The 22,825-nt window shown below is 53.1% G+C and carries 3 protein-coding genes; all 3 read right to left on the reverse strand.

The genetic code is table 11. The features are described 5' to 3' along the window. Window positions 1-70: 70 nt before the first annotated feature. Window positions 71-19,432, reverse strand: a complete 19,362-nt coding sequence (locus tag ACRDCA_RS22055; RefSeq protein WP_438691432.1) for an amino acid adenylation domain-containing protein — start codon at window positions 19,430-19,432, stop codon at window positions 71-73. A gap of 201 nt (window positions 19,433-19,633) precedes the next feature. After that, a complete protein-coding gene (macB, locus tag ACRDCA_RS22060) occupies window positions 19,634-21,580 on the reverse strand; it encodes a macrolide ABC transporter ATP-binding protein/permease MacB (RefSeq protein ID WP_438691433.1) in 1,947 nt (648 codons plus the stop codon). Continuing rightward, window positions 21,577-22,689, reverse strand: a complete 1,113-nt coding sequence (gene macA, locus ACRDCA_RS22065) for a macrolide transporter subunit MacA (protein WP_438691434.1) — start codon at window positions 22,687-22,689, stop codon at window positions 21,577-21,579. The genes macB and macA overlap by 4 nt, the downstream gene beginning before the upstream one ends. Between the last annotated feature and the right edge of the window lie 136 nt (window positions 22,690-22,825).

Here is a 22,825-nt window from a genome sequence, read left to right on the forward strand (position 1 = left end):
ATCCGTTTACTGACATCCCTGCCGCCTGCTGGGCAGGCAAAACACCGCCTACCCAGCATTAGGAAAGAATTTAGCCGATGTGGTTTATCAACTCATCCTCCTTCTCCAGCAAGGTAAAGTGACTGGCTGCAATTTCAAACGTCCGTAATTGAGCGATATTTTTAACACCCGTTTCAATGTTGTTATGGCGATATTGCTGGAATTCCTCGCCCTGGATCTCCTCGGTTGCCTTAAATAGCACTATCTGCGCATGATTTAACACCGCCGAAAGCGGTTGTGCATTCAATACGCGATCGGATAAAACGACCGACTCGACGTTATGTCTTAAATAATGAGGAATATGCAACCGATCCATCATCTCGTCCAGATTGAATGAGGCTTCATTCAACTGATAGCTATCCTCGTTTAACAGCCAGGTATCAAGCAGATAGATATTGATCGAAGTAATGCCCCGCGCCTCTAGATGGGCCGCGATCTCCAATGCGATCTTCCCGCCAAGTGACCACCCTAATAGATTGACCGGCTTGCTGACATCGAGACTGCGATCGATCTGCTCCAGATAATAACGTGCCAATTCATCAAGCCGTTCAATCTTCTGCTCATGATAGAAGTTATACGAGTCAACCCCATAACAACAGTAACTATCGCTAAGCCGATTAGCCAAGGATTGGTAGACCGAGCAGTTCCCCATCCCCGGATGGATCATAAACATTTGTGGCTTTTCGCTGATGCTATTAAATGGCACGATCGCATCGAAGGATTTCCCTTGAGCCCGCGCAATTTCCTGTGACAACGCTTTTAGCGTACGTGCATTGATAATATCCAGCAAACGTAGCTTGACTCTCAGTACCTGGTTAATCCGGTTGTTCAGCCGCATTGCCAGGATGCTGTTGCCACCCAGTGCAAAGAAGTTGTCCTCCATACTGATTTCTTCGGCTGAGATTTGCAGCGTATCGGCGAGTAGCTCACACAAGGTTTTTTCGATTTTGTTTGCCGGGGCGATATAGCTTACAGAATGCGTCACCTTAGGTTCAGGCAACGCCTTTCTGTTCAACTTACCATTTGAAGTCACCGGCAACGCCGTTAAATGCACAAACACGCCAGGCACCATATAGTCTGGTAGCGCCTCTCGCAGGTGCTCAGCCAACTGTTCGCTGGCAATTTCCTGTGCGCTAACATAGTAAGCAACCAGGTATTTGTCGGTGGCTCCGCGCTGATAGGCAATCACCACCGCATGATTAACATTCGGATAGCTCGCCAGGCAGGTCTCAATTTCGCCCAGCTCGATACGATAGCCCCTGACCTTAACCTGGAAATCATTACGGCCAAGATATTGAATATTATCATCGCTCAGATAACGCACCACATCGCCGGTTTTATAGATTCGGCTATTGTACCCCCTGCGCTTTTCATCCTCCGTCTGGAATGGATTGCCCATGAAGGCCTTATCCGTCAACGGTTGATTATTCAAATACCCTCTGGCCACCCCGACGCCGCCAATGAATAGCTCACCGACCGCCCCCGGCGGCACGGGTTGCATTTGCGCATTCAGCACATAAGCCGATGTGTTATCGATCGGCTTACCGATCAGTACATCGTTGATCAATGGCGAATTACAGTCATAGAACAGGACATCGACCGTGGCTTCCGTTGGCCCGTATAAGTTATGGATCTGGCAATGTGGTATTAATCGCTGGCATTTCCGTACTTCAGCGACATTTAATGCCTCCCCGCTGCAGAACAGATAGTTAAGACTGCCCAGCTTAGCCTGCAACGCGCTCTGCCCTTCCAGGGTTTCAAGGAATGCCGATAGCATGGAAGGGACGAAATGGAGCGTGGTCACCTGCTGCCGTTCAATCAGTTCGGCCAGATAAATATTATCTTTATAGGCTGCCTGCGAAGCAAAAACGATACAGGCACCGTACCAGTTGGCCCAGAACAGCTCCCATACTGAAACGTCAAAGGTATAGTTGGTTTTCTGCAATATGCGGTCGCGAGGGGTGATCGGGTATTGCTTGTGCATCCAGACAATACGATTGATCACGCTGTGATGTTCTAGCATCACACCTTTTGGATTGCCGGTTGTCCCGCTGGTATAAATGATGTACGCCAGTTCGCTAGACCGGACCGACCAAGGCTGATTTTCGCCAGAGTAGCGAGCAATGTCATCTGACGTTTGCCGATCGGTCAAATCAACGATGTGTCTGCCGCTTGCCGCCAGTGCGCTGGCTTTCTCTTCGCCAAGCTGGGCAATCAATATGGTATTGATACCGGCGTTTTCCAGCATATAGCTCACCCGGTCATCGGGCGCTAAAGGATCCAGCGGTACGTAGGCCGCTCCTGCCTTCAAGATGGCCAGTATTGCCACCAGCATATGCTCAGAACGATCCTGACACAGTGCCACCAGATCGCCAGTAGCGATCCCAAACTGCTCTCTCAGATAAGCCGCCAACCGGTTGGCACGTTCATTCAGTTGCCGGTAAGTCAGGCTGACGTCCTCAAACATCAGGGCGATATTTTCCGGGGTCCTCGCGGCCTGCGCCTCGAACATTCCGTGGATCGTCATATCCCGCGGATAGTCACATTCCGTGTCATTACTCTGGCAGATGAGGTGTTCGTATTGCACAGGATCCAGGTACTGGACCGCTGACAGGGAACGACCCCGATCGCACAGAGTGTTCAACTGGCTCAGGATATGCCGATAGGTGGCAATATAGTTCTGCACCGTCTGCGCGCTGAACAGGGAAGTCGCATAGTTGAACACACCGCCGATCGCTTCTTCACTGTCGTCCATCATCACGGTCAGGTCGAACTTCGCGGCCTTATAGGCCCCGTCTTGCGCGTCATACTGCTCAAAACGGCCTTCCCCTGCCGTGCGCCCTGCCGCACCAAACGACTGGAGGCTGAACATCACCTGGAATATCGGGTGCCTGGAGCTGTCTTTTTCCGTCTTCAGCGCCTCCACCAGTTTTTCAAATGGCAGATCCTGATGGGTGTGCGCCTCATTCACCTGCTGCCCCGTCTGGTTGATAAACGCGCTGACCGGCTGACTGGCATCTATCTGCCGTCTCAGCACCAGCGTATTAACGAACAGCCCCATAGTCTCTTCCACCCCCGGATAATGCCTGCCCGCTATCGGCGTCCCCAGCACGATATCCTGCTGGTTGCTGTATACCCCCAGCAGCAGGTAATAGCCACTCAGCAGTACCGTGTACAGGCTGACGTTCAACGACGCGGCCAACGCCCGCAGGTCGGCACTGGTCTGCGCATCCAGTTGGAAGGTGATATCGTCACCACGGTAGTCCATCTGCAACGGACGAACATGGTCTGTCGGCAGGTTGAGCGGCTCATAGTCGGCCAGTTGGCTGTGCCAGTAGGCCAGTTGCCGCTCCAGCGTGGCACCTTGCAGGTAGTGGCGCTGCCACAGTGCAAACTCCCGGTACTGTACCGCTGGCAGCGGCAGTTCGCCGGTCACTTCGCCTGCACATATGCGGTAGTAGTGCAGTAACTCTTTGAGCAACAGATCCACTGACCAGCCGTCAAACGCGATGTGGTGAATGACAATGCTGACGTAGTGGATCCCCGCCAGCGTATAGCCGTGGACCGCAATCGGACATTCCCGCGCCAGATCAAACACCCGGTGCTGATGGTCGTGCAGCCGTGCATGCAGCGTTGGCTGGCTGTCGCACTGGGTGTGATCCATCGTCAGTGAGAATGCCTCCGCCGGCACGATCTGCTGATAACCCTGCCCTTCATCGTCGCACAAGATCAGCGTGCGCAGCGCTTCATGGCGGGCAACCACCTTCATCAACGCCTGCGCGACGTACTGCGGATCGGTACCGGCCTGTAGCTTGAGCGTCAGCGGGATATTGTAGGCGTTGCTGCCTTCTTCATAGGTATCGATAAACCACAGCCGCTCCTGGGCAAACGACAGCCGCTGCTCCTGAGGCCGGGCGATCGGCGGTGCCTGGATGATTTGGCAACCCTGCGCTTCGCCGTCGATAAAGGCCGCCAGTGCCCGGATGGATTTCAGGCGGAACAGGTCGGAGACGTGCACGTTTTTTTGCAGCGTCCGGGTTAAGCGCCCCGTCAGCTTGATCGCCAGGATGCTGTTGCCCCCCAGACGATAGAAATCGTCAAGGACACTGAGGCTGTCTTGTGGAATGCCGAGCAGCTCCGCAAAGACCTCGGCCAGTTGGTGCTCGGTCGCGGTCTGTGGTGCCACCCGATCGGCCTGTGCCTCAAAGGTAGGCACCGGCAACGCAGCACGATCCACCTTGCCGTTGACGGTCATTGGCAGAGAGGTCAGATGGATCAGGGTCAACGGGATCATGTAGTCGGGCAAAGCCTGTTGCAGATGGTCGTGCAACGTCTCAAGTTCCAGAGGGGCCTGCGCGACGTAGTATGCCGTCAGATGGGCGTACCCGGCCTGATTGCGTCTGGCCATGACCAGTGCCTGATGGATCGCAGGATGCTCGACCAGCCGGGCCTCGATCTCCCCGGGCTCGATGCGGAACCCACGGATTTTTATCTGGAAGTCATTGCGGCCCAGGTATTCGATGTTGCCGTCCGGTAAATAGCGCCCCCGGTCGCCAGTTTTATAGAGGCGAGCATTTTCACCACGGGCACGGTCAGCCTCGCTGCGCAAAGGGTTGGCAATGAATGCGTCGGCGGTAGCCTGTGGGTTGTTCAGATAACCACGCCCGACGCCAGCACCACCAATATAAATCTCACCAATGGCTCCCTGCGGCACCGGGCGCAGATATTCGTCCAGTAGGTAGACGCAAACGTTATTGATGGCCTGACCGATATTGGTATTGGCGTCACCGGGTTGATAAAGCCGCGCCGTAGCCCACACGGTGGTTTCGCTCGGTCCGTAACCGTTGATCAAGCGAACACCGGCTTCACAGTAGCGGTCAACCAGGGTCGCATCAATACTCTCGCCCCCCACCAGCAGCGTAGATAATGGCAGTAGCTCATTTTGCGCCAGTAAAGCCGGAGGAATAAAGGCAAAATCAATCGCATGATCCCTGATATAGCCTGACAGAGCGAGAAAATCGAGACGCAGCTGTTCCGCCAGAATATGCAGGCAATGGCCATTCAATAAAGCGCAAAATACATCCAGCGCATGAGCATCAAACACATACTCCGAGTACCACAGCGTGTTGAGCTGCTCAGCATCCGTGTTCATAGCTAACAAATCGGATTGCGCTGTCGCCAGATTGACTAACGAATGATGTTCAATCATCACCCCTTTTGGCCGACCAGTGGTCCCACTGGTATAGATAACGTAAGCCAAATCGGTAGGCTGCGTTGCGGGCAGCATATTGCCGTCGTCATGCTCCAGCAACTTCTTGGCAAGCTGGAGGTTATCAATCTCCAGCAGGGTCAAACCGCGGTTCGGCAGTAAGGTAGCCAAGCGTTCGCCTTGAGATTGATGCGTTAAGATCAGCACCGGCTTAATATCGTCAACCAGCATACACACACGGTCGGCGGGTGCCTGAGGGCTGATTGGGACGTAGGCAGCTCCCGCCTTGAGCACCGCCAGCATAGCAATGACCATATATTCAGACTTGTCAAAATAGAGGGCAATGGCGCTATCAGGTTGCACAGCAAAATTCGCCCGCAAAAAAGCTGCCAACTGATTCGCCCGCTGATTTAACTCGCGATAGGTCAACCGGGTGTCCTGATAAACCAATGCGAGACGATCCGGCGTTCTGGCGGCCTGCTCTTCAAACATCTGACCGACCAGTTTGTTACGCTCAACGGCAACCCGAGACAGCGGCTGGTTGGTTACCCGTTGCTGATACTCCGCTTTGCTCAACAGCGATAGCGCCTGAGGACGGATGGCAGGATTTGCGATCAACTGCTGTAGCGTTAAGCGTATGCCTTGCAGAACGCCTTCAATGGCGCTGCGGCTGAATAGCTCCCCGGCATAGTTAATCTTGAATTCAATCCGCTCATCCTTTTCAAACACCGTGACGCCTAATGGATAATCCAGCTTTTCTTCGCTGTGCTCAAAAACCAGCTTGAATGGGCTGTCGTCACTGCTGTCCTGCAACGGGTAGTTTTCAAAGACAAATAGCGAGTTGAACAGGCGAACCCCGGCATCCTGCAGTTTGCTCAGATTGATATTGCTGTAGCTATTGATGTCATTGATGTGTGCTTGCAGGCGTTTTATCGTGTCGATAATCGCCTCATCCGCATGCGCCAGCACAACGGGTAGCGTATTGATATATAAACCAACGGATTGCTCTATATCATCAACCGGCAGGGTGCGCCCCGATACCGTCATCCCCACAATCGTCAGGTCTGCATGGCTATAAACACTGAGTTGCTGGTGCCAGCAGTATTGCATGAACGCATTTAACGTGACGCCATGCTGCCTGGATAGCGCCTTCAGCCCGGTGTAAAGCTCACCAGCAAATGCGGTCGATACCGCCTGCGGATCTTGTACGTGTTTATGCTCGGTTAAATTGATGTGTTTCATTTCTGGCCTGAGCAGACCACCGAGATTCTCCTGCACTTCCACTGCACCCAGATAGTTTTGCCAGAACAATTCGGTTTCCTGACTAACTACCTGTAGCAATGCCTGCGCATCCAGATAGCTGGTATCTTGCTGTTGTTGCGGCGTTTTGCCCTGTTGTAGCAGCAGGTAATTCTGATGCACATCATTGAGCAAGACCGGCAAACTCCAGCCATCCAGAATGGCATGGTGGTTATTGAACAGGCAAACATAGTGTTCTGCCGCACATTTGACCAGATAAAGCCGGAATAGCCCTTTGGCAGACAAATCGAAGCTGAGTTGCCGATCCTGCGCGATCAATTCGGCGATGGCGCTTGCTTGCGCACTTTCACCCCGCTCGCTGATATCGATAAATTGCCAACCGAACGAGCCTTGTTTATCGACGATCTGCACAAACTCTTCCTGCCAGGAGAATCTTAACCGCAGCGCCGGGTATTTCGCCTGGCTGCATTGCCAGGCCTGTTTTAACCGCTCGATATTTAACGCATTGTGATAGTGCCATACCATTTGCGTACGGTAGGCGTTATCAATATCGCCTTGCAGCACGTAGTGATAAATAAACCCTTGTTGCAGGCTGTTGGCCGGATAAATCGCCGTCACCTCCTCATGCTGCTGAATATCGGCTAGCGTTCCAGCGCTGACCACGCCATTGACATCAGACTCGGTGAGATAAGATCGCGGTGACTGCTTCAGCCCATCGATCAACTGTATTAGCCGTTGCTGATAAGTCGTGGCAAAGCATTCCAGCTGCTCCGCACTCAGTTCCCCTTCAACCAGGAACTGCAATTGGCCATTTAACACGCCGCCATTCAGCGCCAAGAAGTCAGTGGTGCGGTTATTGGGTGATAATGCCTCCCCCGCCGAGTCTTTGACGAATGACCACTCGCCATCCCGTTGCTCGCCATCGAATTGTCCAAGGTAGTTGAACGTCACGGCGGGCATTGACCGGGCAGGATAATCAAACAGCACGCCATAGCCTAAACCATGGTGGGCTGGAGCTCGCAGCCGCTCTTTAATCAGCGGCAAATTGTGCACAATATTACGATGCTCAACGCACAGATTGACCGGATACATACAGGTGAACCAGCCGACGGTATTATTGACATCCACTTGGTCAAAGACGGCTTCTCTACCGTGCCCTTCGAGCAGGACATACTGGCTGTCACCGCCAACCAGTTGCGATAACGCATCCGCCAATACGGTCAGCAGAATATCGTTCACCTCCGTATGATAAACAGGGTGAATTTCTCGTAACAAACTGTGGGTGTACTCTGGCGACAGGCATAGCGTGGTGCGATTGAGTTTACCCACGCGATGAGCCTCCAAACGCTGATGCCAGGCTGGCAAATCGGCCGTCAGGCTATTCCAGTATCCCTGTTCATCCTGATGATTTTTGACTGCCACGGCAGGGTAGTCTTGCAGAGCATTGACCCATTGACGATAGCTCGTGCCTTTCGGACCCAGGATGGTTTCCGCATCGACCGTCGCATCCAGATTGTCACCTTGCTCGGCAAAGAACTGGTAAAGCCGGTGCAAATCATCCTTGATGATCCGCCAACTGACCGCATCAATGTTGAGATGGTGCACTGCCACGTGGATACGCGCAGTATCGTCGGCATAACCGGCAATATAACCAATATGGCACAGCGGCCCTTGTTCAAGGTCAAAACGGTTCTGCCAGGCCGTCAGCTGCGCTTCGAGCTGAACGGCTGTAAAATCATTTTGGTTGATGGCGTCAAACGGCAACGTCGCTATCGTCTGGCGGTAATGGCCGGCAAGCGGATCTTGCGAGTAAACTACCCGCAAAACATCATGGTATTCGACCAGCTTAGCCACGCTCAAACGCAGTAATCCGACATCCAACGCGGGCACTTTAACCATAAATGCCTGGTTCCAATGGCCAGACTCAGGCAGCCTTCCCGACTCTACCTCCTGGAAGAACCAACGCTGAATCGGCGACAAGGGGAGTTCCCCTGCCAATACCCCACTTTCCGACTGGATAACCGCGGCATTATCCCCCTGACATTTCAGCAGATAGGCGCTTAACGCCTTGGCCGTGCGGCAGGCAAAGATATCTTTAACCGTGAGATGATAACCAGATAGCTGTTTGAGCTTATTCGCCAACTGAATACTACTGATACTGTCCCCCCCTAAACGGAAGAAATCATCGGTAATGCCAACCGCGCTCTCCTTAAGCTGCAATACCTGCGCAAAGGCGCGACACACCAGCATCTCGCTCTCGTTGCCAGGGGCAACATAATTCGCCTCATCGGTGAAGATCGGCATCGGTAAGGCTTTGCGATCCAACTTATTGTTGATAGTCATTGGCAACGCGGTTAAATGTACCAACGCAGCGGGGATCATATAGGCAGGTAAACGTTGCTGGAGATGTTCCGACAGCGCATCAGTAGGCAATTGTTCTGGCGAAACATAATAGGCAACCAGCGACTTGTGCACCGAGTCATGCTGCTGCACCAGTACAACAACCTGCTCAACCCGCGGATATTGGGCCAGACAGTTTTCGATTTCAGCCAATTCGATTCTGAAGCCACGGATCTTCACCTGGGAATCCGCACGCCCCATATAGTCAATATTGCCATCGTTCAGATAACGCACCACATCGCCGGTTTTATACAGACGATCATGGCGCCCACGCGCTTGATCCTCATGACGTTGGAATGGGTTGACAATAAATGCCTGCTGCGTCGCATCAGGATTGTTTAAATAGCCACGACCTACGCAGTCGCCACTGATATAAAGCTCACCAACGGCTCCCACGGGTACTGGCCGCAGGTCACGATCCAGAATATAGGCGCCAGCATTGTCTATTGGTTGGCCAATGAGGGTGTTGCTATCACCGGGTTGGAAAACATTGCTGGTGACAAACACCGTGGTTTCCGTTGGGCCATAACAGTTAACGACCTTCACGCCCTGTTCAGTATAGCGCTCCATCGTACTGCTATTGGCTACCTCACCGCCCAGAATGAGAGTGGAAAGCCTCAGTGTTTCATTGTTATTCAACAGCGCAGGGGGGACAAACCCGATATCAATCGCCTGTTGTTGTATGTAGGCCGCAAGCGTGTCGAAGTTCAGACGCGCGTCGTCAGACAACATATGCAGGCAATGGCCGCTAAGCAACGGACTGAAAACATCCAGAACGTGGGCATCAAAAGTATAGTTCGAGTAGAACAGGTAATTCTTCGCCTGCTCCCCAGCCTGGCAGATTTCGGTGCCAAACACACTTCGCTGTGCCTCAATCAGGTTGGCGACGGAGCGGTGCTCAATCATCACCCCTTTAGGCGTTCCCGTGGTTCCGCTGGTAAAGATGACATAAATCAGATTTCCAGCCCCGGTGCTGGATACCTGATTGGCAACCGGCTGACCGGCGACCTTTGCCATCAACTCAGGATCGTCAACACACAGCAGTGTTGTCTTCTCGGTATCAATCAGCTCGGCCAACGTTTCCTGGCTGTTCAACTCCGTCAGAATGACGCTGGATTGAATATTGTCGATGGTCCAACGCATTCTCTCTGCTGGCATATCAGGGCTGAACGGCACATAAGCCGCCCCGGCTTTCAACACCGCCAGGATACTGACGATCATGCGCTCCGATCTTTCCAGGCAAAGCCCAATCAGATCGTCCGGCTGCAATACAAAATGCGTTCTCAGGTAAGCCGCCAACCGGTTGGCCTGCTCATTCAGTTGCCGGTAGGTCAGACTCACGCCATCAAACACCAGAGCGATATGCTCCGGGGTTCGCGCGGCCTGCGCCTCAAACATGCCGTGGATCGTCATATCCCGCAGATAGTCACATTCCGTGCGGTTACCCCGGTCAATGAGGTGCTCGTATTGCACCGGATCCAGATACTGGACCGCCGACAGGGAACCACCCCTATCGCACAAGGCACTCAGTTGGCTCAGGATATGCCGGTAGGTAGCAATATAGTTCTGTACCGTCTGCGCGCTGAACAGCGAAGTCGCATAGTTGAACACACCGCCGATCGCCTCTTCACTGTCGTCCATCATCACGGTCAGGTCGAACTTCGCGGCCTTATAGGCTCCATCTTGCGCGTCATACTGCTCAAAACGGCCTTCCCCTGCCGTGCGCCCTGCTGCACCAAACGACTGGAGGCTGAACATCACCTGGAATATCGGGTGCCTGGAGCTGTCTTTTTCCGTCTTCAGCGCCTCCACCAGTTTTTCAAACGGCAGATCCTGATGGGTATGCGCTTCACTCACCCGCTGTCCCGTTTCATCGATAAACGCGCTAACCGGCTGGCTGGCGTCTATCTGCCGTCTCAGCACCAGCGTATTGACGAACAGCCCCATGGTCTCCTCAACCCCGGGGTAATGCCTGCCCGCTATCGGCGTTCCCAGCACGATATCCTGCTGGTTGCTGTACACCCCCAGCAGCAGGTAATAACCGCTCAGCAGCACCGTATACAGGCTGACGTTCAACGACGCGGCCAGTGCCCGCAGTTCGTCGCTGGTCTGCTTATCCAGCTGGAAGGTGATATCGTCACCGCGATAGTCCATCTGCAACGGACGGGCATGGTCTGTCGGCAGGTTGAGCGGCTCATAGTCGGCCAGTTGGCTGTGCCAGTAGGCCAGTTGCCGTTCCAGCGTGGCACCTTGCAGGTAGTGGCGTTGCCACAGCGCAAATTCCCGGTACTGTATTGGCGGCAGCGGCAGTTCGTCGTTGATCTCCCCCGCGCATACGCGGTAGTAGTGCAATAACTCTTTGAGCAACAGATCCACTGACCAGCCGTCAAACGCGATGTGGTGAATGACAATGCTGACGTAGTGGGTCCCCGCCAGCGTATAACCGTGGGCCGCAATCGGGCATTCCCGCGCCAGATCAAATACCCGGTGCTGATGGTCGTGCAACCGTGCATGCAGCATTGGCAGGCTGTCGCACTGGGTGCTCGACATCGTCAGCGAGCATGACTCTGCCGACAGGATATGTTGATAACCCTGCCCTTCGTCATCGCACCAGATCAGCGTGCGCAGCGCTTCATGGCGGGCAACCACCTTCATCAGGGCTTGTGCCACGTACTGCGGATCGGTACCAGCCTGCAGCTTGAGCGTCAGCGGGATATTGTAGGCGTTGCTCCCCCCCTCATAAGTATCGATAAACCACAGCCGCTCCTGGGCAAACGACAGCCGCTGCTCCTGAGGCCGGGCGATTTGCGGTGCCTGGATGAGCTGGCTGCCCTGCGCAACGCCTTCGATAAAGGCCGCCAGTGCCCGGATGGATTTCAGGCGGAACAGATCGGAAACGTGCACGTTTTTTTGCAACGTCCGGGTTAAGCGCCCCACCAGCTTGATCGCCAGGATGCTGTTGCCCCCCAGGCGATAGAAATCGTCAAGGACACTGAGGCTGTCTTGTGGAATGCCGAGCAGCTCCGCAAAAACCTCGGCCAGTTGGTGCTCGGTCGCGGTCTCTGGTGCCACCCGGTCGGCCTGCGCCTCAAAGGTGGGCACCGGCAGCGCGGCACGATCCACCTTGCCGTTGACGGTCATCGGCAGAGAAGTCAGGTGAACCAGAGCCGACGGGATCATGTAGTCGGGCAACGCCTGTTGCAGATGGTCGTGCAACGTCTCCTGGTCCAGAGGGGCCTGCGCGACATAGTATGCCGTCAGGTGGGCGTGCCCGTCCTGATTGCGTCTGGCTATGACCAGCGCCTGATGGATGGCAGGATGCTCGACCAGGCGGGCCTCGATTTCCCCAGGCTCGATGCGGAACCCACGGATTTTAACCTGGAAGTCAGTACGACCCAGATATTCGATGTTGCCGTCCGGTAAATAGCGCCCTCGGTCACCGGTTTTGTAGAGGCGGGCATTGTCAGCATCGTCACACAAAGGATTGGCAATAAAAGCGTCGGCGGTAGCCTGTGGATTGTTCAGGTAGCCACGCCCAACACCAGCGCCACCAATATAAAGTTCACCAACGGCTCCCTGCGGAACCGGGCGCAGGTGATTGTCGAGCAGGTACAGTTGGGTGTTAGTGATAGGTCGGCCTATCGGGACGGTATGATCAAATTCTTCCGACGCCGCATTGGTCAAATAGCTGGTAGCAAAGGTCGTGGTTTCCGTCGGCCCATAAACATGAACCAGCTTCACCTGAGGGTACAGCGCCCTGAAACGATTAACATGGCTCACGGACACCTGCTCGCCGCCAAACAACACATAGCTCAATGATTGCAAGGCAGGCAGTGCCGCATCGACCAGCGTATTAAAGAATGCGGTGGTCACGAAGAAGTTGGTGATCTGGCGATCGACAATAAGCTGGCTAAAACGGTTTAAATCCAGAATGTTGTGCTTATCGGCCAGCACTAACACGGCACCGTTTAACAGCGCACCGAAGATGTCATAAATTGAGGCATCAAACTGATAACCAGAAATACCCAGAATGCGATCGCGCTCGCCAAGCTCCACATAATTGGGGTTGATCACCAATCGATTGACGCACCTTTGCTCGATTAGCGTTCCTTTCGGGCGCCCGGTGGTGCCACTGGTATAAATCACATAGGCCAAATCGCTGGCGCAGGTGTGGTTGCACGGATTATCGGTTGAGTAACGCGCCAAATGCCCCGCGGTTTCTGGTGTATCCAGCGGTATAAGCAGCATGTCTGGTGCCATGCGGCTTAATGTTTTCACCGCGTGCTGATGGCAAAGCACCGCTTTTACGTTGGCGTCCGCGATAATAAAGCCATTACGCTCATCGGGTGAATCCGGGTCGATCGGCACATAGGCCCCGCCAGCTTTCAGTATCGCCAGTATGGCAACGACCAGTTGCTCACTGCGATCCAGATAAATAGCTACCAGATCGTTGGCGCGAATATGGCAGGTTTTCTGCAGATAACGCGCTAGCTGGTTCGCTTGCTGATTTAACTGCGAATACGATAACGCCAGGTTGTTAAACTCTACGGCGATATGATCGGGTGAGAGTGCGACACGTTCCTCAAACAGCGTAGCTAGGGTTTTATCGCAGGCATAAGGTCTGCGGGTATCATTCCACTGGTGGATGATCATTTGATGCTGCTGCGCTTCCAGATAACTCAACTTATCTTGTTGCTGCTGCGCACCATGAATAATATTTTCAACCAGTGTCCGCATCGTATTCAGCAGTTGTGCGATCGTCGCGTCGTCAAACAGCTCGCCGGCATAGTGCAGGCTCAATGCCAGATGCTGCTGTTCAAGCACCGTGATCACCAAAGGATAATCTTGCTTCTCTTTGGCGCTGCCGAAATGCAGCCGCAATCCCCCCTCAAAATCCCCGCTGGGCATTGGGTAGTTTTCAAATACAAACAACGAGTTGAACAGGCGGTTACCTGAGGGTTGCAACTGCGCCAGGTTGACATGGCTACGGCTATTCGCTTCGTGGATGTCGTTTTGCAACTGCTGAATGGCCGTGAGCACCGCCACTTTTTGCTGATGGTCGACGATCAGCGGTAGCGTATTGATCAGTAATCCTACGGTTTGTTCTACCCCCTCGACAGGCAGGTTTCGGCCCGAAACCACGGTGCCAACGATGCTCGCAGGATTGCCAGAATAGATACTAAGCACTTTATGCCAGCAATATTGCAATACCGCGTTCACGGTAACCCCGTTCTCCGCGCTGAAAGATTTCAGTTGGTGATAACTCTGCCCCGCAAAAATCAGCGATTTTTCTTTCGCTAGTTTTATATGCTTGTATTCATTTAAATGAACCTGCTTCGCTTGCCCGCACAGCAAGATATTCAAATCTTCAGGTTCATCCAGCTGTGTCAGATAATCCCGCCAGTACTGTAAATGGTCGGTGCGGTGAGCCTGCATATAGCGCTGAACTTGATGAAAACCGGTGTCGGATGCTTGATCCCACGGCTCATTACGCAACAAGGCCAGGTAGCGTTTATGTACGGCTTCAATCAGTAGCGGGTTACTCCAGCCATCCAGGATGGCGTGATGACAGCTGAAAATGCAGCGATAACGTTCATCCGCATTTTTGACCACATAGACACGGAACAACCCACCGATCGACAAATCGTAAGGCTGTGCGCGATCTTGGGTACATAAGTCGGTGAAAAATGCGCTCTGTTGATCCGAACTCTGCTCGCTGAGATCGAAGAAATGCCAGTTCATCGGGGCATGGGTATCAACAATCTGCACCAGTTCTTCATGCCAGTCAAAACGCGAGCGCAGCGTTGGATACTGCTGCTGAGCTTGCAACCACGCCTGTTTCAGACAGCCAATATCCAGCGCATTGTCATAATCCCAGAACATCTGGCTATGGTAGGCATCGTCGATGTCCCCCTGCGAGACGGCATGATAAATAAAGCCTTCCTGTAAACTGTTGGCCAGATAAACCGACTCCAGTTCGCTATCACGCTGCAAACCATCGAGCGTCTGTTGAGATATCACACCTTCAATATCCTGCGCCGTCAGGTAAGTGCGATTTTCCGCCAGCAGGCGCGCAATAACGCCTTCAATCGCAACAAGATAATGGTTGGCCAACTGTTGCAATGTTTCGTCTGGCAGATAACCGGAAAGGCGGACCCTCAGCTCCCCGCCAATAACTCCCGCGTTGACACTCAGCAGTTGCGCTTCACCATTTTCATGCGCAACGGTTTTACCACTGTCCTGTGGGCTGAAGCACCAGCCCTCCTGCTGCGACTCATCAAAGCGCCCTAAATAGTTAAAGGCGATCGGTGGAAGATGGTCCGCCCCATACCCGATCAGCGGTGCAAACCCAACGCCCCGGCGAGGGATCCCGGCCAGGTTCTCTTTTACGCTGACGATCCGTTTAAGCCAATCGCCATCGCAGCTCAAACGGACAGGGTACATATTGGTCAACCAACCTACCGTACGGTTGACATCGACGCGGGCATCAAGCGGCTCTCTGCCATGCCCTTCCAAAGTCAGGTACTGCGTATTCAGGCCGGTAAACGCACCGAGTACCTCAACGAAACTTGCCAACAGAATATCGTTAACCTGCGTATTGAGTACTGGGTGTATCTTGCCCAATAGGCTCTGCGTTAACGGTTTGCTTAACGATAACTCGCGCTGACTCAGTGACGGAGCAGTGAAAAGTGGTGTTAACCGTTGGCGATATTCCTCAAGGCCAGCAATAGCCTGATGCCAATACACCGATTCGGCCTCGGCTCCCTGATGGTTGGAGAAGTCCAGCACCTGAGCCACCCACTGGCGATAACTGGTGGGTTTATCACCCAAAATTTTAACCGGATCGTCAATCTCCGCCGCACTCTCTGCCAGCGCTCGGTAAATGCTTTCCAGATCCTGTTTGATAATATGCCAACTGACCGCATCAATAATCAGGTGATGAAAAGCAAAGTGTAACTTTGCTCGTGCCGCATTTGCGCCGATTATGTAGCCCACATGGCACAGTTTCCCGCCAAAGATATCAAAATCGCGCTGCCACTGATTAAACAGCTCGAGTTCCTGTTCGGCACTGATGGCGTTATCAATCACCGATAACGGTATGTCACCGGTTTCTGCTTGGTATTGCTGACGGTAACCGCCTTTGCTGTCACGCGTAAAGGTGAGCCGGAGTGCATCATGATAGGCAAATAACAACGCCAGACTCTTGTTGAGTATTGCCGTATCCAACCGGGGAACATCCAATACAAAGGATTGGTTCCAGTGCTGATAATGGGCAAAAGTGCCGTCATCTACACGATCGAAAAACCATTTCTGGATTGGCAGCAATTGCACCGGGCCTTGCAATAGCCCCGGTTCGGACAAGTGTTTGATTTGCTCCGCATCACCGTCAAAAACGATACTCCGGGCCAGCAAGCGGACGGTTTTACAATCAAAGATATCTTTTACCCGTATCGTGCCCTTTAATCTCTGACGAACCACTCTGACCATCTGAATGGCACTGATACTGTCGCCACCCAACTTGAAGAAATCATCATTGGCACCGACATGACCTGACGCCTGCCCTAGAATTTCACCATAGATTTGGCACAGCTCAATTTCCAGCGGGCCTTCTGGCGCAACATAATCATCTTGGCCACTCCAGTCCGGCTGCGGCAACGCGGCACGGTTTAATTTACCGTTAACCGTCAGAGGGAATGCCGTTAGATGAATATAAAGCGCCGGGATCATATACTCGGGTAAACAGCCACTCAGGTGTTCGGTGATCCGTTGTTTGTCCAATGCCGCATCCGCGACATAGTAAGCGACTAATGACAGCACGCCTGTCTGCAGTCGATGCGCAATGACCGCGGCTTGAGTAATTTCCGGGATCTGGGCAAGCTGCATTTCAATTTCGCTTGATTCAATTCTGAAGCCACGGATCTTGAGCTGAGCATCTCGCCTGCCGATATACTCGATACTACCGTCAGCCAGACGGCGGACCAGGTCACCCGTTTTATACAGCCTTGCAGCCTCATGGCGCTGCTTTTGCTCGTCGCTCTGGAATGGATTGGCGATAAAGACCTGCTCAGTCTGCTGCGCATCATTCAGGTAGCCACGGGCCAAGCCAACACCGCTAATGTAGAGCTCGCCGATCACGCCGACGGGGACTGGCGCCAGGTGCTGGTCGACAATATGCACATCGAGGTTGGGCAACGGCAGGCCGATATTGAGATTGCTGTCGCCACTTTGGTAATAGTGCAACGTCGCGCAGACGCTGCTTTCCGTCGGGCCATAAGCATTAATGACCGTGGTTCCCTGTAAACGATAACGCTCCATAATCTCGCGATTACAAGGCTCTCCAGCCACCACCAGCGTAGCCAGAGGCAACAGACAGCTTTTGTCCAATAAAGCCGGTGGGATGGTCGCAATATCAATGTGATGCTTGGCAATATAGTCAGCCAACGCGTCAAAATCCTTGCGCTTGTCTTCCTGCAGAATATGCAACGCATGCCCATTGGCAATGGCCGTAAATAACTCTGAGACGTGCGCATCAAAAACATAGGCCGCATACCAAAGGCATTGCTTCACCGACACGTCATTGGGCGCCAGGCCAAAAGCTTCCCCCTGAGCAAGCGCAAGGTTGATCAGCCCCGCATGTTCAATCATGACGCCTTTAGGCTTGCCTGTGGTGCCACTGGTATAAATGACATAGGCCAACTGGTTCAACGGGATGGCAACACCCAGATCTTCGGCTCGCTGCCGGGCAGCCAGTTCGCGTTGGAATTCGGGATCGTCAACGGCCACAACCGGTAGCGACGGTAGGTCGGTAATCTGATTGAGATAGGTCAGGCTTACACTGTCACACAATATGGCTTTAGCGCCAGTGTCCTGCAAAATAAAGCCCAGCCGGCGTTCTGCTTCACCAGGATTAAGGGGGACATAGGCAGCTCCGGCCTTAAGGATAGCCAGTATAGATACTGGCATCGCCGCCGATTTTTCCAAACACAGGGCGACCAAATCGCCGGTTTTAATCCGCAGCTCATGCCGAAGGTAGTCCGCCAGGCGGTTGGCCTGCTCATTAAGTTGCTGATAGGATAATATCTCATCCCCGCAGATGATGGCGTTACGTGCTGGGAAAGTCGCAGCAATCTGCTCAAATTGTTCGACAATCGAATGTTGTGGTGCGGGAGCTGCCACTGAGGTATGGCGAGAATATTGCACTGACGGCCAATGAGAGACCAGATTGATGTTATTTATTGGCGTATCGACTTCGCCAGCGGTCAGTATATCCAGCGTGTTAATAAATAGATTACGATAGAGTTCGATCAGGTTTTCAACCAACGGTGCATCCAGCACGTTACGATCAAACCTGACGCGATAATTGATACCACTCGCTGACACTTCCTGCTCAAAAAGCAATGTACTGACCAGATCAATATGAAACTGGTGGTTGATCGACTCATCTACTATACCGCTAAAATGCGTACGATGGTCGCGTAGAAAAGTTTGTGCAAAAGCCACATCGAGTATGCCGCTACCTGCACCACAGGCCAGGATCTCATGGACGGGTAAATACTTTGCCTTGGTCTGTTTTAAGGATTTGTAAAAATGATGAATGCCGTCAATAACGCTGCGCATTGTCGACTCATCCGTGAATCGATAATCGATTGCCAAGGTATTGACATGTGCGCCATACAACAGTTCCTTACCCTCCGATATCGCCACCGGATAAGCGAGCGCCACGGCTTTTTGCCCCGACATTTTATGTAGCAGCAGGGCCATCACCATCTGCCCAAACAGGTAAGTGGTCAACTTGTACTTACGCAGTAACTTATGGACACGCAGGCTACATTGTTCATCAAACCCAAACAGTAATTCATCGACTTGAGGCCGTGTTGCCGTGGTAGCAAGCTGCCGACTCGTTTTTAAAAAACGTAAATCAACGCCGTCAAGATCGCTCAGCCGCGTGCGCCAAAACTCCCGCATCTGCTCGCCTCTTTCCTCCAGCAGCATGGTAAAATTTTGGCAAAGCCGCTGGTGCATAGCGCCCTGAACCTGCAATGACGGCACCTGATAGTCAATGCCGTTATAACGTTTACGCCATTTATCCCAGATTGCATCGGTACTGATACCATCGATAACAATATGGTGGAAGATAATCAGAGAACGGTATCGCTCAGCACCAAGGGTGATCAGATGCAGCCGAACCAGAGGCCCATTGCGCAAATCAAAAGGGGCTGATACCAGATCGAAAATTTCTTCATCCGTCAGGGGGGAATCATGATAGGTAATTAAATTGCAAACGGGTTCTCTTGGCACCCAAAATGGCCCATCAGAACCCTCATCAATATTATGGCGAGTAATAAAGTGCTCATTGAGCATTTGTTCAAAACTCTCGCCGTACTTTTGCTTGTCTATTTCACCCTCAAGGGTAATGTCAGTCACAATATTGTAATCACTGCGACCTGGATCCTGTAACCATTCATGATAAAAAATCGTCTGATAGGGGGTAAGCGTGATCAATTCCATATTTCCTTTCATCATGGTCATTACTCCTTGAGAGATACTGCAAACAAACTGTAAAATTGAAAATACACGGCCTAATGGAAGATTGCCGTGTTACAGTAATAGATGACATCTGCATGGCATGGTGCCATTCAGCATTTATCGGGTTAACCCCATCTCGCCCAGCTAAATAATGGCCAGGCAAGTTCACTAATAATGGTAAATGTAGAGTTTGGCTTACTATTCGCGCGCTAATGCGTCAATCGGATCCAGCCGTGCAGCACTGCGAGCAGGTAGATAACCAAACACGATGCCAATAGCGGTGGAACACAGGAAAGCACTCCACAAAGCGGTGGGCGGGAAACTGATCTGCCAGCCTGGCATCAACCACTGCACCAATTGACCAATGACGAGTGACAAAGCGATCCCCAAAGCGCCGCCCACCAGGCAAACCAGCACCGCTTCGATCAGGAACTGTTGCAGCACATCGCCTGACCGGGCGCCTACTGCCATTCGTATACCAATCTCACGCGTCCTTTCGGTGACCGAGACCAGCATGATATTCATCACCCCAATTCCCCCGACGATCAGTGAGATCACCGCGACCAGAGCTAAAAACAGTTGCATTGTGCGGGTGGTTTTCTCCGCCGTTTGCACCAGGTTATCCATGTTGTAGGTAAAGAAATCTTTCTTGCCATGGCGTAACGTCAGCAAACGTGTCAATTGCTGCTCTGCCTCCTGATTGTTATAACCATCACGGATGCGCACGGTGATCGAGTCGAAGTAGTCATTTCCCGTCAACCGGTTGGCCATCGTGGTATAAGGTACCCATACATTGAGCATCTTGCTGCTGCCAAACATTGACTGCTTTTCCTCCGCCACGCCTACCACGGTCGCGGGCATATTGCCCACCAGGATCACCTCGCCTATGGCATTTTTCCGCAGAGGGAACAGCCGACGTTGCGTATTGGTATCGATCACCACCACCTGCGCACCGGACTGTACTTGCCCGACATCGATCCCCGCCCCCTGAGAAAAGGCCATACCGTAAACCCGGAAATACTGCTCACTGACACCGGAAACATTTGCCGCCACATCAATATTGCCAAAGCGTAAACGCATACTGCTGCGGATAGTCGGCGAAAGGACGCTGACATAAGGCTGTTCACGCAGCGCACTGAGGTCGTCATATTTCAACGCCTGGCGATAGGTCGGGTCATCATCACCAAAATCCTTGCCGGGATAGATATCCACGGTATTAGTGCCAATAGATTTGATCTCGGCCAACACGCTCTGTTTGGCCGCATCGCCAATGACCAGGATCGAGATGACTGAGGCGATACCAATGATGATCCCCAGCATGGTCAGCAGGGTGCGCATCTTGTTGGCCGCCATCGCCCACCAGGCCATCATCAGCGCCTCACGAAAACGGTCTGTCATCTGCTGCCAGGAAGGGGAGAGTGACGTCAGCGACAATGGTTTCGATGGCGACCCCACCTTTGACAAAGGACGCGAGTCGCTCATGATTTCCCCATCACGGATTTCGATAACCCGTTCCGCCTGTCGTGCAACCGCAGGATCGTGCGTGACGAGGATCACGGTATGCCCCTGTTGACACAGTTGCTTGAGGATCGACATCACCTCTTCACCGGAATGGCTGTCGAGCGCGCCGGTTGGCTCATCCGCCAGGATCACCTGACCACCGTTCATCAGTGCCCGCGCAATGCTGACACGCTGCTGTTGCCCACCGGAAAGCTGGCCTGGCCGGTAGGCAATGCGTTCCCCCAACCCCAGGCGCTTTAACAAAGCTACTGCTCTTTCGCGGCGTGCCATATTACCCACGCCGGCGTAAATGGCAGGCACCTCGACGTTATGCACCGCACTCAGATGGGGCAACAAATGATAACGCTGGAAGATAAATCCGAAATGCTCGCGGCGCAGCTCGGCCAGCGCATCACCATCAAGCGCGGCCACGTCCTGCCCAGCCACGCGGTAAGTCCCGGCACTGGGTTTGTCCAGGCAGCCGAGGATATTCATCAACGTTGATTTGCCGGAGCCCGAAGCTCCCATGATCGCAACCATTTCACCAGCATCGATCCGCAGGCTGACGCTTTTCAGTACTTCCAGGGTTTGATCGCCAGATTGATAACTACGCCGAATACCAATCAATTCCAACAGTGCCGTCATCCGTTGGCCTCCGCACCGTCGTGGCTGACAATCACCTCTTCACCCGCCTTTAGCCCACTGACAATCTGCACATCCAGGTTGTTACGAATGCCAATGGTCACTTCCCGCTGCTCTGCTTTACCCTGATGCAATACCGAGACGTGGTAGCGGTTGTCGGCGACTTGCTCCCCTAATGCCACCAGCGGGATCACCAGCGCATCGTTGACACCAGAAAGTTGGATCTGCACCTGCGCGGTCATTTGCAGGCGTAGCAGGCCTTGCGGGTTGGGTACTTCAAAGCGCGCGTAATAAAAAATGGCGTTGTTGACCTTCTCTGGCGTGGGTTGAATATCTTTCAACACCCCCTCAAAGCGTTTGCTCGGATCACCCAGCACGGTAAACCAGGCTTTCAGCCCCGGCTTGAGGTGGATTACGTCCGCCTCAGACACCTGGGCTTTTACCAACATGGTACTTAGATCGGCCAGCGTCAGAATGTTCGGTGCCTGTTGCGCCGCGATCACCGTCTGCCCTTGCAAGGTGGTGATCTGCACCACGTCACCGTCCATAGGGGCTTCAATGCGGGTATAAGCCAGATTGTTCTTGGCGGTGTCCAGGCTGGCCTGATTTTTAGCGATCTGCGCCTTGGTGTTGTCCACCTGCGCCATTTTCACCGCCAGATCGGTCGTCAATTGATCCAAATCCTGACGCGACACCACCTGTTTGCTGGCCAGTTCACGGTTACGCCGCAAGGTGACCTCTGCCAACTGTCGTTCTGCCTGCGCCTGTTGCAACTGGGCCTGCAATTGCAGAATTGTGGCTTCCCCCTCACGAATACTGTTTTGCGCCTGTTGCGGATCGATAACGCCGAGCAATTGCCCCTTCTGCACTTTATCGCCAATCTCGACCTTAAGGCTGACAAGTTGTCCACTGACCTGCGCCCCCACGTCGACCTTGCGCACGGCATCCAGTTGCCCGGTGGCCAGGACGTTATATTGAAAATCGCGCTGCACTACCTTAACCGTTTTATAATCATCAGGTGGCAAATGGCTTGAATAACGATAAACCAGCACGGCGAGCACCAGCAAAACGGCACCGCCGATCAAACCGCGTTTTGTTCGTCCTGTTAACATGGGAATGTTCTGTCCTGACTGTTTGGATATTGCTATTAATCTCGAGCCGCCAAGCCCCTAGCCGATTAAATCATCACGCAGATCTATAATAACTAAAATAACCTAGCCCAAGATCAATACATTATGGCAAGCATGT

Origin of the sequence: Serratia sp. (in: enterobacteria), from assembly GCF_051654945.1 — a bacterium.
In the GTDB taxonomy this organism is placed as follows: domain Bacteria; phylum Pseudomonadota; class Gammaproteobacteria; order Enterobacterales; family Enterobacteriaceae; genus Chania.

What these genes read in the sequence shown, in the direction of transcription:
- macB (WP_438691433.1), bottom strand. Translation starts at nt 21,580, where the DNA reads ATGACGGCACTGTTGGAATTGATTGGTATTCGGCGTAGTTATCAATCT.
- ACRDCA_RS22055 (WP_438691432.1), bottom strand. Translation starts at nt 19,432, where the DNA reads ATGATGAAAGGAAATATGGAATTGATCACGCTTACCCCCTATCAGACG.
- macA (WP_438691434.1), bottom strand. Translation starts at nt 22,689, where the DNA reads ATGTTAACAGGACGAACAAAACGCGGTTTGATCGGCGGTGCCGTTTTG.